Genomic DNA, 13,715 nt, shown 5'->3' on the forward strand with positions numbered 1-13,715 from the left:
GTGGCGATGCAGGTATGTCTGAACGGTGCCCGCGGCGCGGGCGATGGTGCGTTGATCCCGTTGTCGCCCGGGGCGATGGCCGCGTCCGTGCTGGAAGCCGTCGCGGCCGGTGCTCGGGATGTTCATGTACACCCCAAGTCCCCTTGTGGGCAAGACACATTGACGCCACGTGCGGTTGCGGCCGTGCTGGCGGCGGTCCGCTCCGTGTCCTCCGTCCCGGTGGGGGTGACCACGGGCGCCTGGGCCGTCCCGGACCCCGAGGAGCGGGTGGCGCACATCCGCGCGTGGACCGTACTGCCCGACCACGCGTCGGTGAACTGGCATGAGCCGGGGGCGGAAGCGGTGGCCGCGGCGCTCCTGGAGCGGGGTGTGGGCGTGGAGGCGGGCATCTGGTCCGGCACGGACGGCACGGAACGCTTCGCGGCGTCGGCGCTCGGCCCGCGCGTCCTGCGGGTCCTCGCGGAGGTGACGGACCCCGACCCCGGCACGGCCCGCGACTCGGCCCGCGCCCTGCTCTCCGCGATCGGCCCGGCGCACGGCCGCCCGGTCCTGCTGCACGGCGAGGAGGGCGGCACGTGGCCCGTGCTGCGGCTCGCGGGCCGCCTGGGTCTTGCGACCCGCGTCGGCCTCGAGGACACGCTGACCCTGCCGGACGGGGAGCCGGCTTCGTCGAACGCTCAGTTGGTGTCGGCGGCGCTGTCCCTGCTCAGCACGCCGTCCCAGGAGGGGTGAGCGCACCGCTCGTCGTGGGGCAGGGCGAGGAGCTGGACCCGGGCGACCGGCTCACGGTCACGACTTGGCCCGGCCCTCCACCAACAGCCGGGAGCCGGTGAGGCGTTCGCCGAAGACGTCGTCGGGGTTGGAGAGCACGCAGTTCTCCAGGGAGAGACAGCCACAGCCGATGCAGTCGGTGAGGTGATCGCGCAGGCGCCCCAACTGCTTGATCCGCTCGTCCAGTTCGGAGCGCCAGGCCTCCGAGAGGCGTGCCCAGTCCTCGCGGGTCGGGGTGCGCTCCTCGGGGAGCGAGTCGAGCGCCTCGCGGATCGTGGCGAGCGGGATGCCCACCCGCTGGGCGGCGCGCACGAAGGCGACGCGGCGCAGCGCGTCACGGTGGTAGCGGCGCTGGTTGCCCGAGGTGCGGCGGCTGGTGATCAAGCCCTTGGTCTCGTAGAAGTGCAGGGCGGACACGGCCGCGCCGCTGCGGGCCGAGAGCTGGCCGACCGTGAGCTCGTGGATCTTCTCTGGGATCTGGGGCACCCCTCCAACCCTAATGGCAGATCCGCCGGCCGCGACGACCGGTCCGTTGACACACGTCGGCACACACAGCATGCTGAGCAAGCGCTTAGTTCGAATACTTTGAGGAGGCCAGGGACATGGCAGAGCCGAGGATCTTCGCGTCGGCCGACGACCTGCGTGCCGGAGTCGGCGAGCAGCTCGGGCACAGCGAGTGGCTGGAGGTCGACCAGAAGCGGATCGACCTGTTCGCCGACGCCACGGGCGACCACCAGTGGATCCACGTGGACGCCGAGAAGGCGGCCCAGGGCCCCTTCAAGACGACCATCGCGCACGGCTATCTGACGCTGTCGCTGCTGCCGAGCCTGGTGCCGCAGGTCATGCGGGTCGAAGGCATGAAGATGGGTGTCAACTACGGCACCAACAAGGTCCGCTTCCCCTCGCCGGTGCCCTCGGGCTCCCGGGTGCGGGCGACCGCCGTGCTCAAGGAGGTCGAGCAGACCAAGGACGGCGGCGTACAGGTCACGGCCGTGGTCACCGTCGAGCGCGAGGGCGCCGAGAAGCCCGCCTGTGTCGCGGAGTCGGTGTCCCGCTACTACTTCTGAGGCGGGCCGGGGTCACGAGGCCGCCTGCCGGGCCCCTACCATCCGCAGCACGAGGTCGGCGTAGAGCGCGCCGACCTCGTCAGGCGTCCGGGTGCCCGCGACGTTGAACCAGCGGGCCACGTCGATGCAGAGCGAGAGCACGGCCAGCGTGGTGCCCGGCACGTCCTCGACGTCGAACTCCCCGTCCCGCACCCCGTCGTTGATCATGTCCCGCACGGCGGCGTCCGACTGGCGGCGCAGCGCGACGATCTCCGTGCGGTGCTCGTCGCCGAGCGCGTCCAGCTCGTACTGGACCACGCGGGCGGTGGTGTGGTGGTCGGCGTGCCAGCGCACGAAGGACCGTACGGCGTCGTCGAGCCGCTCCGCCGCGGTGCCCGGACCGTCGGCCGCGGTGCGCAGGAGCCGCAGCGCCTTGTCGTGGCCGATCCGGCTGATGCGGTGGAGCAGCTCTTCCTTGGTCTTATAGTGGATGTAGAGCGCCGCCGGGCTCATGCCGGCGCGGCCCGCGATGTCCCGGGTCGTCGTCGCGTGGTACCCACGCTCGGCGAAGGCCTCGACGGCGGCGATCAGCAGCCGCCGCGCCGCATCAGGCGTGACCTCGCCCCATGGCAGGTCATCGCCCTCGGTCTTCTCCGCCGTGCTCATCGCCCACTCCTTCCGCCGGTCGGGAGGGACACCATACCCCTGACGGTGAGCAAGCGCTTAGGAGGCCGGTCAGGCCACCGGCTTGAACGGGTCGTGTTCGGCGAGAATCTTCTCCAGACGGGCCTGGTCGACGCGGCTGACGAGCTGGTCCGCCTCCTGCCGGTCCCTGATCACCTTGGCGAGGGTGAACGCGGAGGTCGTCAGGTACAGGACGGAGACGGCGAGGAAGGCGCGGATCCAGCCGCTGACGTCGAGGCTGTAGATGCCGATCGCCGTCGCGCTGATGGCCACGGCGAACGACGCGATCGCCTGACCGTAGTAGGCGGTGGAGTTCTGCTGCTTGACCGGTGCCGGTGTCTCACTCATGGTCAGAGCCTCGCCCGGGAGCGGTCGCGGCACATCCGCTCGCGTACTCAGCTCCCGTACTCAGCTGGGGCGGTCGGCTCGCGTACTCGGCTCGGGTGGTCGGCCCCCGTAATCAGCCCGCGTACTCCGCTCAGAACGCCGAGATCCCGGTCAGCGCACGCCCGATGACCAGCTTCTGGATCTGGCTCGTGCCCTCGTAGAGGGTCATCACGCGCGCGTCGCGCAGCAGCTTGCCCGCGGGGTACTCGTCGATGTAGCCGTAGCCGCCGAAGACCTGCAGCGCGTTGTTGGCGGCGCGCACCGCGGCCTCGGAGGCGAACAGCTTGGCCTTGGACGACTCCGTGGTGAAGGGCTGCCCGCGGTCGATGAGGTCGGCGACCCGCCAGGTCAGCAGCCGTGCGGCGTCCACGTCCACCGCGATGTCGCTGATCAGCTCCTGCACCAGCTGGTGCCCCGCGATGGCCTTGCCGAACTGCTCGCGCTCGGTCGCGTACATCACGGCCGCGTCCAGGGCGGCCTGGGCGATGCCCACGCACCCGGCGGCGACCGACATCCGCCCCTTGGCGAGCGCCGACATGGCCACCGAGAAGCCCTTGCCCTCGGGCGCCATCATGGCCGACGCGGGGACGCGGACGTCCTCAAGGACCAGCTCGGCGGTGGCCTGGCCGCGCAGGCCGAGCTTGCCGTGGATCGTGCGGCGGCTCAGGCCGGGGGTGTCGGTCGGCACGAGGAAGGCAGAGACGCCCTTGTGCCCGGGAGCGTCGTTCGTCCGCGCGAAGAGCAGCACGACATCGGCCCAGGTGCCGTTCGTGATGAACGTCTTGGAGCCGTTGACGACGTAGTCGCCGCCGTCGCGCACGGCCTTCGTCGAGAGGTTTCCCGCGTCGGACCCGGTGCCGGGCTCGGTGAGCCCGAAGCAGCCGACGTACTCGCCGGAGGTAAGCCCCGGCAGCCACTGCCGCTTCTGCTCCTCGCTCCCCCAGTACGCGATGGTCTTGGCCACGAGCCCCAGCGAGACCGACACGATGCCGCGCACGGACGAGTCGCCCCGCCCCAGCTCCTCGGTCACCAGGCAGTAGGCGAGGTGGTCGCCGCCCGAGCCGCCGTACTCCTCGTCGACGGTGAGCCCGAGGAAGCCGACCTCGCCGAGCTTCTTCACGAGGGACCGGTCCACGCTCTCGGCGCGGTCCCACTCGATGACATGGGGCGCGATCTCGCGGGCCACGAAGTCCTTCGCCAACTGCCGGACGGCGGACTGCTCCTCGCTGAGCTCCAGATTCATCGCGTGGCACCTCTTCGGGTCGACTCTTCGGCTCGGGCGGCCTCGGCTCGGGTTCGTGCCCCGGTCCTGGCTCGGGCTCATGCCCTGGCCCGGATTTAAATTAGCACTGCTAGTTTCTTGCGGCAGCCCTACTATGTGCCGCATGGCCCGACCGCGCAAGCCCCTCCTCAGCAGAGAACGCATCGTCGAGACGGCGCGCGCGCTCGTGGACGCCGAGGGCCTCGCCGCCGTATCGACGCGCCGCCTCGCCGCCGAGCTCGGGGTCAGCGGGCCTTCGCTCTACAACCACTTCCGCACGAAGGACGAGATCCTGGAGGCGGTCGCGGACTCGGTGAGCGCGCGGGTCGACCTGTCGATGTTCGAGGCCGCCGACGAACGCGACTGGCGGACGGCACTGCACGACTGGGCCGTCTCGTACCGAGCGGCGCTCACCCTGCACCCCAACATCGTTCCGGTGCTCGCGAGCGGCCCCGGCCGCCGCCCGGCCGGACTGCGGCTGGCGGACGCGGTGTTCGGGGCGATGGTCGACGCGGGGTGGCCCGCCGCGCAGGCCACGTCGATCGGCGCGCTGATGCGGTACTTCATCATGGGTTCGGCGCTCGGCTCCTTCGCCGGTGGCTTCGTGGACGACGCGACCGCGTACGACCCGGCCGACTATCCGCACCTGGGCCAGGCCCACCTCCTGGCCGAGCGCCAGCAGGAGATCGACGAGCGCGCCTTCGAGGCGGGCCTGCGGGCACTGCTCGACGGGCTCGCGCTCCAGTACGCCCAGGTGGCGGCGCCCACTGGGTGACTCCTCGGGGAACGCCTCAGGCGGCACCCGGGGTGGCGCCACAGGGTGACCGTTCGGCGCGGACCGAACGGTCGGCAGCGCATCCTTGAACCATGACGGACCCCGCGACCCCTCGTCTCGCCGCGCTCGCCGGGCTCATCGCCGACGAGACACGCGCCGCCTGCCTGCTCGCCCTGCTCGACGGCCGGGCCTGGACCGCGGGTGAGCTGGCCCGGCACGCGGGGGTCGCCGCGTCCACGCTGAGCGAACATCTGGGCAAGCTCGTCGCGGGCGGGCTGCTGGCCGAGGAACGGCAGGGGCGGCACCGCTACGTCCGCATCACCGACGCGCGTGCGGCACAGCTGATCGAGGACCTGACCGCGTACGTGCGGCCGGGCGGGGCCACGGTACGGCCGCCGCGCACGTTGCGGGAGTCCAGCGCGAGCGAGGCGATGGCGCGTGGGCGCACCTGTTACGACCACCTGGCGGGCCACTTGGGGGTCACCATCACCCGGGCGATGACGGAGCGCGGCCTGTTGCGGCAGGACGCGGGCTTCGCCCTGACCGACCAGGGGATCGACTGGTTCGGGGAGTTGGGCATCGGCCTGGAGCGCACCGGCCGACGCCCGCTGGCCCGTGCCTGCGTCGACTGGACCGAACGCAGGCCGCACCTGGCCGGGGTCGCGGGCGCGGCGCTGTGCCGCCACGCGCTGGACGCCGGCTGGTGCGTGCGGATCGGTTCGGAGCGGGCGGTCAAGGTGACACCGGCCGGATCCCGCGCACTGGAGACACACCTCGGTGTCGCGGCACCCCGTTAGGTAGATGTAAGGTGCATCTGCCTTGTCGGGGGAAACATGGACGTAACACGGGAGTGAGCCGTGCGGCACTCAACGGATGCCAAGGGCCTGCCTTTTGGAACCGCGGGGCCGACCGCAGGACCCAGCGCAGGACCGACCGCAGGGCCGCCGGCCAGGGCCTTGCGCTTCGCCGCTCACGTCCTGCGTGGCCAGGCGCAGGTCACCTTCCTGCCCAGCGCGGCGGCGGGCGCCGTCTTCTGCGTGGCGCTCTTCGCCGCGGGTTGGCAGTACGGCCTCTACGGCCTGGCGGGCACGGCCGTCGGCACGGCAACCGCGCGGCTTCTCGGGGCGGACGGCGACCGCGTCTCGACCGGGCTCGAAGGCTTCAACGCCTGCCTGACCGCGCTGTGTTTCGCGGTGTTCCTCGGGGCCGGCCATCTGTCCACGGCCGCGCTCGCCCTCGCGGGCTGTGTGGTGGTCACGGTGGTGACGGCGGCGGCCGTCAATCTCCTCGCCGTCTGGGAGCTGCCCTCGCTCACACTCCCGTACTGCCTGCTCGCGAGCGTGACGACGATCGCGGCGCCCGGCTTCGAGCGCGTCTGGCACCACGGGGGCGCCCTGGCCGCGCCAACGCGCGCGGCGACCGGCCCGACCGCGCTCCAACTCGACGACGTGGCCCGGGGGTTCTTCGCGGGCTTCGCCCAGATCTTCTTCATGCCGCAGTGGTACGTCGGGGTGATTCTGCTCGTCGGCCTCTTCGTGGCGAGCCGCCGCGCGGGGGCCGTGGCGTGCCTCGGCAGCGCGGTCGGGATCGGTTCGGGGTGGGCGCTCGGAGCGCCGGCCGCGCAGATCGCGGACGGCACGATGGGATACAACTCGGTGCTCGTCGCGCTTGCCCTGTGCGGCGTCTTCCTTCCCGCGCGCGGTGCGACACTCGCGTACGCGACGGTGGGCGCCGCCACGGCGACCGCCGTCGGCTCCGCCATGTCGGCGCTCCTCGCACCGTCCGGCGGGCACCCGTTCACCTGGCCGTTCGTGCTGACGACGCTCGCGTTCCTGGCGGCGGCCAAGTCCTTCGCACGGCTGCGTACGACGGCTCCGGCACCGTCGGTCAAAACGGCGCCGGAGCCGGTCGCGACCCCGGCCGTCAGCGGGAACTCGCCTGCCCCGCAAGCACCTTGATGGAGATCAGGGCGATCACGGCGAGGCCGATGATGTATGCGGAGACGGCCATCGAGGTGCCTGTCACCTCCAGGAGCAGCACCATCACGAACGGCGCGAGCCCGCCGCCGAACACGGCCGCGATCTGGTAGCCGAGCGACGCTCCCGTATAGCGCATCTCGGCGGTGAACAACTCCGCGAAGAGCGCGGCCTGCGGCCCGTACATGATGCTGAGGAAACAGCTCGTGACGAAGGTGCCGACGGCCAGCCACAGCAACGAACCGGTGTCGATGAGCAGGAACATCGGCACGGCCCAGACCGCGAGCCCCGCGGCGCCCAGAGCGTAGATCTTCAGCCGCCCGATGCGGTCGGAGAGCGCGGCGGAGGCCGGGATCAGGGCGAGTTGGGTGAGGCTGACGCAGAGCGAGACGGTGAGGACCGCGCTGCGTTTCATGTCGAGTTCGCGAGTGGTGTAGTCGAGGACGCCGGTGATGATGATGTAGAAGGTCGCGGTATTCACCGCGAACGAGCCGCCCGCCAGGAAGACGGTGCCGAGGTGGTGGCGGAGGATGGTGCGCAGGGGTGAGTTGCCCCCTTCGCCGCCTGCGGCCTTCTGGCTCTTCTCCTTCTGCGCGAGGGCCTTCTCCGCCGCACGGAATTCGGGGGTCTCCTCCACGCGTGTGTGGATGTACCAGGCGAGGACGAGGACGAGGAGCCCGACCATGAAGGGCACCCTCCATCCCCACGCCTCGAAGGTGCTCTCGCTGGTGACGGCACCGGCGATCAGGAAGACCGTGTTGGCGGTCACCACGCCGATGGGCACGCCCAGCTGGACCAGGCTGCCGTAGAGGCCGCGCTTGCCCTCGGGGGCGTACTCGGTGGCCATCAGCATCGCGCCGCCCCACTGCGCGCCGACGGCGATGCCCTGGAACACGCGGAGGGTGACGAGGAGGATCGGCGCGGCGATGCCGACCGTGTCGTACGTGGGGAGCAGACCGATGCCCGTGGTGGAGAGGCCCATCAAGGTCAGGGCGAGGACCAGCATGGGCTTGCGGCCACGCTTGTCGCCGAGATGCCCCGCGATGATGCCGCCGATGGGGCGGGCGAGGAATCCGACGGCGAAGGTGGCGAAGGCGGCGAGCACTCCGGCGGACGAGCTGCCGGAGGGGAAGTACAGGTCGCCGAGGACGAGGGCCGCGGCGATGCCGAAGACGAAGTAGTCGTACCACTCGACGGCCGATGCGAGGGCGGCAGCGGTGGCGACCTTGCGGCGGTGGGGATCCGCCGGGTTCGCGGGCTGAGCGGATTCGGGCTGGGGGGCCGCCGTGGGGGCGGACGGTGCGGGATCCATGCGGGTGCACACTCCGGTGGGTCCGGGGACGGGACAGGGGGTGGGCGTGTGATTGCAGGGACCGTACCGACCAGTGGGTATGTGGTCAACGGTTCGCACGGATTCTTGCCCCGGGGCAGCAGGCAGTGTCCGGTAGGCCGGGTCTGTTTCCCCGGACGCCCGGGGAAACAGACCGGGCCTCCGCACCCGGCCCCCGCTCCTCACATGCCAAAGGGGCTGGATTCCCAGCCCCTTTGGCATGTGACGGCGGCCGAGGACTAGAACACCACCAGCGCCCGGCCCCCCTTCCCCGCCACCATGTTCTCGAAGGCGGCGGGGATCCCGTCCAGCGCGATCCGGTCCGTCACCAGGCCGCTCAGGTCGAAGCGCCCCGCGCGGATGTGGTCCGCCAGGACCGGCAGATCCACCGCGGGGTCCGAGTTGCCGTAGACGCAGCCGGCGAGGGTCCTGCCCCAGTGGAAGATCTCCAGGGCGTTGAAGGTGACCTGCTGGTCCTTGCCGCCGATGCCGACCACCGTCGTACGCCCGCCGCGCCGCGTGGACTCCCAGGCCGTACGGATCGTCACCGCGCGGCCCACGCACTCCACGGCCACGTCCACGCCCTGGCCACCGGTGAGCTTGCGGATGTCCTTGGCCGTCTTCTCGGAGGCGACGACGTACTCCGTCGCTCCGGCCGACCGCGCCAACTCCTCCTTCTCCGGGGACACATCGACCGCGATGATCCGCGAGGCACCGGCGATCCGCGCCGCCTGGAGCGTCGCGAGGCCCACTCCCCCGACCCCGAAGACCGCCACCGTCTCGCCCTCGCGGACCTTCGCGGAGTGGTGCACGGCGCCGTACCCGGTCAGGACGGCGCAGCCGAGGAGCGCCGCGTCGGTCAGCGGGATGCCGTCCGGGGCCGGCAGCACGCAGTTGCCCGCGACCACCGTCTCCTCGGCGAACGCGGCGACGTTCAGGCCCGGGTGGAGGTCGGCGCCGTCCGAGGCACGGCGGGCGTACACGTCGGCCGCGCCGGCCAGCGCGTTCACGCACAGCCACACCTCACCGAGCGAGCACGGGTGACAACCGCCGCAGGAGGGCGCCCAGTTGAGGACCACCCCTGCGCCGGGGGCGACGTGCGTGACTCCCTCGCCCACGGACACGACCGTCCCCGCACCCTCGTGCCCGAGCACGGCGGGCACGGGTACCCGCATCGTGCCGTTGGTCAGCGACAGGTCGGAGTGGCAGACCCCGGCGGCGGCGAGGCGCACCCGCACCTGGCCCGGGCCCGGCTCGGGCAGGTCGATCTCGGTGATCTCCAGGGGAGAACCGACGGCTGGCAGAACAGCGGCGCGGACCACGGTGACGTACTCCTTGAAAGGCGGGTGGTGAAGGGATCAGAACTGGAGGGACTTCGTCTGGAGGTACTCGGCGAGACCGTGCGGGCCCAGCTCGCGGCCCACCCCCGACTGCTTGTAACCGCCGAAGGGGGCAAGGGGGTTGAAGCTGCCGCCGTTGATGTCGACCTGTCCCGTGTCCATGCGCCGGGCGAAGGCGACCGCCTCCGCGTCGTCCGCCGCCCAGACCGCGCCCGCGAGGCCGTACACGGTGCCGTTGGCGATGCGCAGGGCGTCGTCCTCGTCCTCGTACCTGATGATCGAGACGACGGGACCGAAGATCTCCTCCTGGGCGATGGTCATCTCCGGGGTGACGTCGGCGAAGACCGTGGGCTGGACGTAGTACCCCTGCTCGCGCGGCGCTTCGGAACCGCCGGCCACCACGCGCGCGCCTTCCTCGACGCCCTTGTCGATGTAACCCCGCACGCGCGCCTGCTGCTTGGCGTTGACGACGGGGCCGATACGCGAGCCGTACTTGACCGCGGCGGCGGACGCGAGGGCCACCGCCTCGTCGTACCGCTCCGAGTCCACCAGCATGCGGGTCCACGCGCTGCACGTCTGGCCCGAGTTGGACATGACGTTGGCGACGCCCACGTTGACCGCCTTGGCCAGGTCGGCGCTGGGCAGGATGACGTTGGCGGACTTGCCGCCGAGCTCCAGGGCGACGCGCTTGACCGCGGCGCCCGCGGTGGCGCCGATCTGCTTGCCGACCGCCGTCGAGCCGGTGAAGGAGACCAGGTCGACGTCCTCGTGCTCGGCGAGCGCCTGGCCCGCGACCGGGCCGAGCCCGGTGACCAGGTTGAAGACACCGGCGGGGATGCCCGCCTCGTGCACGGCCTCGGCGAAGAGCTGGGCGGTGAGCGGTGTGTCCTCGGCGGGCTTCAGGACCACCGTGCAGCCCGCGGCGAGCGCGGGGGCGACCTTGTTGACGATCTGGTGCAGGGGGTAGTTCCAGGGCGTGATCGCGCCGACCACTCCGACCGGCTCCAGGTAGACCGTGGAGTTGCCGATCTTCTCCTCGAAGGCGTACGTCGCGGCGAGCTCGGCATACGAACCGGAGACCAGGATCGGTACGCCCGCGTGCACCATCTGCGAGAACGGGAGCGGGGAGCCCAGCTCCGCCGTCACCGTCTCGGCGATCTCGTCCTTGCGGGCGACCAGCTGGTCGCGGAGCGCGCCGATGAGCGCGCCGCGCTCGGCGGGCGGGGTCGCCGCCCAGGCGGGGAAGGCATCGCGGGCGGCGCGTACCGCCGCGTCGATGTCCTCGGCCGTGCCGGCGGGGACCTGGCCGATCGGCTGCTCGTCGGCCGGGTTCAGGACCGTGATCGTGTCCGTGCCGACGGCGGGCCGCCAGGCGCCGCCGATGTACATGCCGTCGTGGGCCTTCATCGCTCTCCTCGGTTGGTCGTCCGCACCTCGTCCACCCCAAACTAGCGCTGATAGTTTTTCTCCACCAGGGGCGCCGGAGGAGGGGCCGGAGCCAGGGACATTTCCCCCGGCTCGGGGCCTACCCCCCGGACGGTCCCCCGAAATTCGATTTCGTGCATGTGACATACACATGTCAAAGCGTCAACTCTCTTGATCTACGCCTGTAGAGCCGACATTCTGCTGACCGCGCCGTGAGCGGAACGCACCGCTCCCGGCTGTGTGTGCGATCACGCACGCGCCCCCACAGTTGCGCCGCCCGACCCAGGACGCGCGCCGCCAATGAGGAGGACTCCCTCGTAATGGCAATTCTGCGTAGCAAGAAGACTGTGATCGCCGCGGCGATCTCGACCGCCACCGCCGCCACTCTGTTCGGTGCGGTCACCGCCCTTCCGGCCCAGGCCGCTCCCGCCGAGGGCACCGTGATCGGGGCCGGTTCCGCCGACGCCGTCAAGGACAGCTACATCGTCACGCTGAAGAAGAACTCGGGCTTCAAGGCCGCCTCCACCCAGGGCAAGGGCCTGATATCCGAGTACGGCGGGTCGGTGAAGAAGACCTTCAAGGCCGCGCTCGACGGATACACGGTCGAGCTGAGCGCGGCGGAGGCGAGACGCCTCGCCGCCGACCCCGCCGTCGCCTCGGTCGAGCAGAACCGCACGGTCCGGGCCGACGCGACCCAGACCAACGCCCCCTGGGGCCTGGACCGCATCGACCAGACGAGCCTGCCGCTCTCCGGCAGCTACACCTATCCGGACACCGCGGGCTCGGGTGTCACCGCGTACGTGATCGACACGGGTGTACGCATCACGCACTCCGAGATCAGCGGGCGCGCGGTGAACGGCTACGACGCGGTCGACCGCGACAACACCGCCCAGGACGGCAACGGCCACGGCACGCACGTGGCCACCACCATCGCGGGCAAGACGTACGGCGTCGCCAAGAAGGCCAAGATCGTGGCCGTCCGCGTGCTCGACAACAATGGCTCCGGCACGACCGCCGGAGTCATCGCGGGCATCGACTGGGTGACGAGCAACCACGCGGCGGGCGCCCCCGCCGTGGCCAACATGTCGCTCGGCGGCGGCGCGTCCACCTCACTGGACAACGCGGTGAAGAACTCGATCGCCGACGGCGTCAGCTACGCCGTCGCCGCGGGCAACGAGGGCGTCAACGCCTCCTCGTCGTCCCCGGCGCGGGTCCCGGCGGCCATCACCGTGGGCGCCACCAGCAACACGGACGCCAAGGCCAGCTGGTCCAACTACGGCTCGGTCCTGGACATCTTCGCGCCGGGCGTCTCGATCAAGGCGGGCTGGCACACCGGCGACACGGCCACGAACACCATCTCCGGTACGTCGATGGCCACTCCCCATGTCGCGGGTGCCGCGGCCGTCTACCTGGCGGGCCACTCCTCGGCCACGCCGGCCCAGGTCTCGTCGGCACTGGTGAACGGCGCCACGACGGGCAAGGTCACGAGCCCGGGCAGCGGCTCGCCGAACAGGCTGCTGAAGATCGTCCCGTAGCCAACAGGTCTTTACTGAGCAGCACCCGTTCCCCGGAGGCAGCCGGCGCCTCCGGGGAACTTCCGTACGCCGGCTCGTCCGGCGGTCCTCTCCTCTAGGCTTCACCTCAACTCCGGTGTTCCGGAAGGCTTCTGCAAGGTTTTCGACGGAGGTGGGAAGTGAGCCGGTCAAGGAGCAAGGTGACCATCACGGAGATAGCCAGGCAGGCGGGCGTCTCGGTGCCGACGGTGTCGCGGGTGGTCAACGGCCGGTCCGACGTCTCGGAGGAGACCCGCGCGCGCATCGAGGACCTGCTGCGCGAGCACGGCTACGAACGGCGGCCGAGCGCGCCCGGCAGCCGCGCCGCCCTCGTCGACCTGGTCTTCAACGACCTCGACAGCCCCTGGGCCGTGGAGATCATCCGCGGGGTGGAGGAAGTGGCACACGCGGCCGGCGCGGGCACGGTCGTCTCCGCGATCCACGGCGCCTTCGGCTCGGCCCGCCAGTGGATGAAGAACCTGCGGGCCCGCGCGTCGGACGGCGTGATCCTGGTGACCTCCGTCCTGGAACCGACGCTCCACGACGAGCTGCGCCGGCTCGGCGTGCCGCTCGTCGTGATCGACCCGGCAGGTTCACCCGCCCTGGACGCACCGACCGTCGGCGCCACCAACTGGGCGGGCGGGATGGCCGCGACCGAACATCTGCTCTCCCTGGGCCACCGCAGGATCGGCTTCATCGCCGGACCGCCGAGGCTCCTGTGCTCGCGGGCCAGGCTCGACGGCTACCGGGCCGCGCTGGAGGGCGCGGATGTGCCCGTCGACGACGCGCTGATCGTGCCGGGCGACTTCTACCACGCGTCCGGGTTCGCCGGGGCGGGGACGCTCCTCGGCCTCGCCGAGCCGCCGACCGCGCTCTTCGCCGCCAGCGATCAGATGGCTCTCGGCGCGATCGAGGCCCTGCGGCGGCGCGGCCTGCGGGTTCCCGAGGACCTCAGCGTGGTGGGCTTCGACGATCTGCCGGAGGTCAGCTGGTCGGCACCGCCCCTGACGACCGTGCGCCAGCCGCTGTCCGACATGGGCAAGCTGGCGGCCCGTACGGTACTGCGGCTCGCGCTCGGCGAGGAGCCCGCGTCGCCCCGCGTCGAGCTGGCCACGGAGCTGGTGGTGCGGGCGAGCACCGCGGCGCGCACCTGAACGCCCCTCAGAC

The 13,715-nt window shown here is 71.4% G+C and carries 14 protein-coding genes; 7 read left to right on the forward strand and 7 right to left on the reverse strand.

Annotated elements, in window-relative coordinates; all coding sequences use genetic code 11:
- The first annotated feature begins 6 nt into the window (after positions 1-6).
- Positions 7-732, forward strand: a complete 726-nt coding sequence (locus AB0I94_RS25820; protein ID WP_363312028.1) for a 3-keto-5-aminohexanoate cleavage protein — start codon at positions 7-9, stop codon at positions 730-732.
- Positions 733-789: 57 nt separating this feature from the next.
- Here the strand turns inward: AB0I94_RS25820 and soxR are convergent, their stop codons facing one another.
- Complete coding sequence (gene soxR, locus AB0I94_RS25825) at positions 790-1,257, reverse strand: redox-sensitive transcriptional activator SoxR (protein WP_363312029.1); 468 nt, start codon at positions 1,255-1,257, stop codon at positions 790-792.
- Positions 1,258-1,373: 116 nt separating this feature from the next.
- Here soxR and AB0I94_RS25830 point away from each other — a divergent pair, with 116 nt between their 5' ends.
- Positions 1,374-1,838 carry a MaoC family dehydratase gene (locus AB0I94_RS25830; RefSeq protein ID WP_160504115.1) on the forward strand — a complete coding sequence of 155 codons (465 nt, stop codon included), beginning with the start codon at positions 1,374-1,376 and terminating at the stop codon, positions 1,836-1,838.
- 12 nt (positions 1,839-1,850) lie between these two features.
- On the opposite strand, the gene AB0I94_RS25835 is transcribed toward AB0I94_RS25830, so the two are convergent.
- The 3 genes from AB0I94_RS25835 to AB0I94_RS25845 all read right to left on the reverse strand — a co-directional run bounded on the left by AB0I94_RS25835 (position 1,851) and on the right by AB0I94_RS25845 (position 4,131).
- On the reverse strand, positions 1,851-2,483 hold the full coding sequence (locus AB0I94_RS25835; protein ID WP_363312030.1) for a TetR/AcrR family transcriptional regulator: 633 nt from the start codon (positions 2,481-2,483) through the stop codon (positions 1,851-1,853).
- A gap of 69 nt (positions 2,484-2,552) precedes the next feature.
- Positions 2,553-2,849: a YiaA/YiaB family inner membrane protein gene (locus AB0I94_RS25840; protein WP_363312031.1), complete on the reverse strand. Its 297-nt coding sequence runs from the start codon at positions 2,847-2,849 to the stop codon at positions 2,553-2,555.
- Between the two features lie 130 nt (positions 2,850-2,979).
- Complete coding sequence (locus tag AB0I94_RS25845; protein ID WP_363312032.1) at positions 2,980-4,131, reverse strand: acyl-CoA dehydrogenase family protein; 1,152 nt, start codon at positions 4,129-4,131, stop codon at positions 2,980-2,982.
- Positions 4,132-4,264: 133 nt separating this feature from the next.
- Here AB0I94_RS25845 and AB0I94_RS25850 point away from each other — a divergent pair, with 133 nt between their 5' ends.
- The 3 genes from AB0I94_RS25850 to AB0I94_RS25860 all read left to right on the forward strand — a co-directional run bounded on the left by AB0I94_RS25850 (position 4,265) and on the right by AB0I94_RS25860 (position 6,882).
- The gene (locus AB0I94_RS25850; RefSeq protein WP_363312033.1) at positions 4,265-4,924 is read left to right on the forward strand and encodes a TetR/AcrR family transcriptional regulator; all 660 of its coding nucleotides are present in this window, start codon (positions 4,265-4,267) and stop codon (positions 4,922-4,924) included.
- A gap of 92 nt (positions 4,925-5,016) precedes the next feature.
- Positions 5,017-5,721 carry a winged helix-turn-helix domain-containing protein gene (locus tag AB0I94_RS25855; RefSeq protein WP_363312034.1) on the forward strand — a complete coding sequence of 235 codons (705 nt, stop codon included), beginning with the start codon at positions 5,017-5,019 and terminating at the stop codon, positions 5,719-5,721.
- 159 nt (positions 5,722-5,880) lie between these two features.
- The gene (locus AB0I94_RS25860) at positions 5,881-6,882 is read left to right on the forward strand and encodes an urea transporter (protein WP_363312035.1); all 1,002 of its coding nucleotides are present in this window, start codon (positions 5,881-5,883) and stop codon (positions 6,880-6,882) included.
- Here the strand turns inward: AB0I94_RS25860 and AB0I94_RS25865 are convergent.
- The 3 genes from AB0I94_RS25865 to AB0I94_RS25875 all read right to left on the reverse strand — a co-directional run bounded on the left by AB0I94_RS25865 (position 6,848) and on the right by AB0I94_RS25875 (position 10,977).
- The gene (locus AB0I94_RS25865) at positions 6,848-8,212 is read right to left on the reverse strand and encodes an MFS transporter (protein ID WP_363312036.1); all 1,365 of its coding nucleotides are present in this window, start codon (positions 8,210-8,212) and stop codon (positions 6,848-6,850) included. The genes AB0I94_RS25860 and AB0I94_RS25865 overlap by 35 nt on opposite strands.
- A gap of 257 nt (positions 8,213-8,469) precedes the next feature.
- Entirely contained in the window at positions 8,470-9,552 is a 1,083-nt protein-coding gene (locus tag AB0I94_RS25870; protein ID WP_363312037.1) for a Zn-dependent alcohol dehydrogenase, read from the reverse strand.
- A 36-nt stretch (positions 9,553-9,588) separates the two neighbouring features.
- A complete protein-coding gene (locus tag AB0I94_RS25875; RefSeq protein WP_363312039.1) occupies positions 9,589-10,977 on the reverse strand; it encodes an aldehyde dehydrogenase family protein in 1,389 nt (462 codons plus the stop codon).
- Between the two features lie 338 nt (positions 10,978-11,315).
- Between AB0I94_RS25875 and AB0I94_RS25880 the strand changes: the two genes are divergently transcribed.
- Together AB0I94_RS25880 and AB0I94_RS25885 are read left to right on the forward strand one after the other, a co-directional pair.
- A complete protein-coding gene (locus tag AB0I94_RS25880) occupies positions 11,316-12,530 on the forward strand; it encodes a S8 family peptidase (RefSeq protein ID WP_363312040.1) in 1,215 nt (404 codons plus the stop codon).
- Between the two features lie 158 nt (positions 12,531-12,688).
- Complete coding sequence (locus AB0I94_RS25885) at positions 12,689-13,702, forward strand: LacI family DNA-binding transcriptional regulator (protein WP_363312041.1); 1,014 nt, start codon at positions 12,689-12,691, stop codon at positions 13,700-13,702.
- Positions 13,703-13,715 lie beyond the last annotated feature (13 nt).

Origin of the sequence: Streptomyces sp. NPDC050147 (assembly GCF_040660195.1) — a bacterium.
Classification (GTDB): Bacteria; Actinomycetota; Actinomycetes; order Streptomycetales; family Streptomycetaceae; genus Streptomyces.

Bases quoted from the DNA above. Each gene is read 5' to 3' on its own strand.
- AB0I94_RS25850 (WP_363312033.1), top strand. From the start codon at position 4,265: ATGTGCCGCATGGCCCGACCGCGCAAGCCCCTCCTCAGCAGAGAACGC.
- AB0I94_RS25835 (WP_363312030.1), bottom strand. From the start codon at position 2,483: ATGAGCACGGCGGAGAAGACCGAGGGCGATGACCTGCCATGGGGCGAG.
- AB0I94_RS25845 (WP_363312032.1), bottom strand. From the start codon at position 4,131: ATGAATCTGGAGCTCAGCGAGGAGCAGTCCGCCGTCCGGCAGTTGGCG.
- AB0I94_RS25840 (WP_363312031.1), bottom strand. From the start codon at position 2,849: ATGAGTGAGACACCGGCACCGGTCAAGCAGCAGAACTCCACCGCCTAC.
- AB0I94_RS25855 (WP_363312034.1), top strand. From the start codon at position 5,017: ATGACGGACCCCGCGACCCCTCGTCTCGCCGCGCTCGCCGGGCTCATC.
- AB0I94_RS25830 (WP_160504115.1), top strand. From the start codon at position 1,374: ATGGCAGAGCCGAGGATCTTCGCGTCGGCCGACGACCTGCGTGCCGGA.
- AB0I94_RS25880 (WP_363312040.1), top strand. From the start codon at position 11,316: ATGGCAATTCTGCGTAGCAAGAAGACTGTGATCGCCGCGGCGATCTCG.
- AB0I94_RS25865 (WP_363312036.1), bottom strand. From the start codon at position 8,212: ATGGATCCCGCACCGTCCGCCCCCACGGCGGCCCCCCAGCCCGAATCC.
- AB0I94_RS25820 (WP_363312028.1), top strand. From the start codon at position 7: ATGCAGGTATGTCTGAACGGTGCCCGCGGCGCGGGCGATGGTGCGTTG.
- AB0I94_RS25875 (WP_363312039.1), bottom strand. From the start codon at position 10,977: ATGAAGGCCCACGACGGCATGTACATCGGCGGCGCCTGGCGGCCCGCC.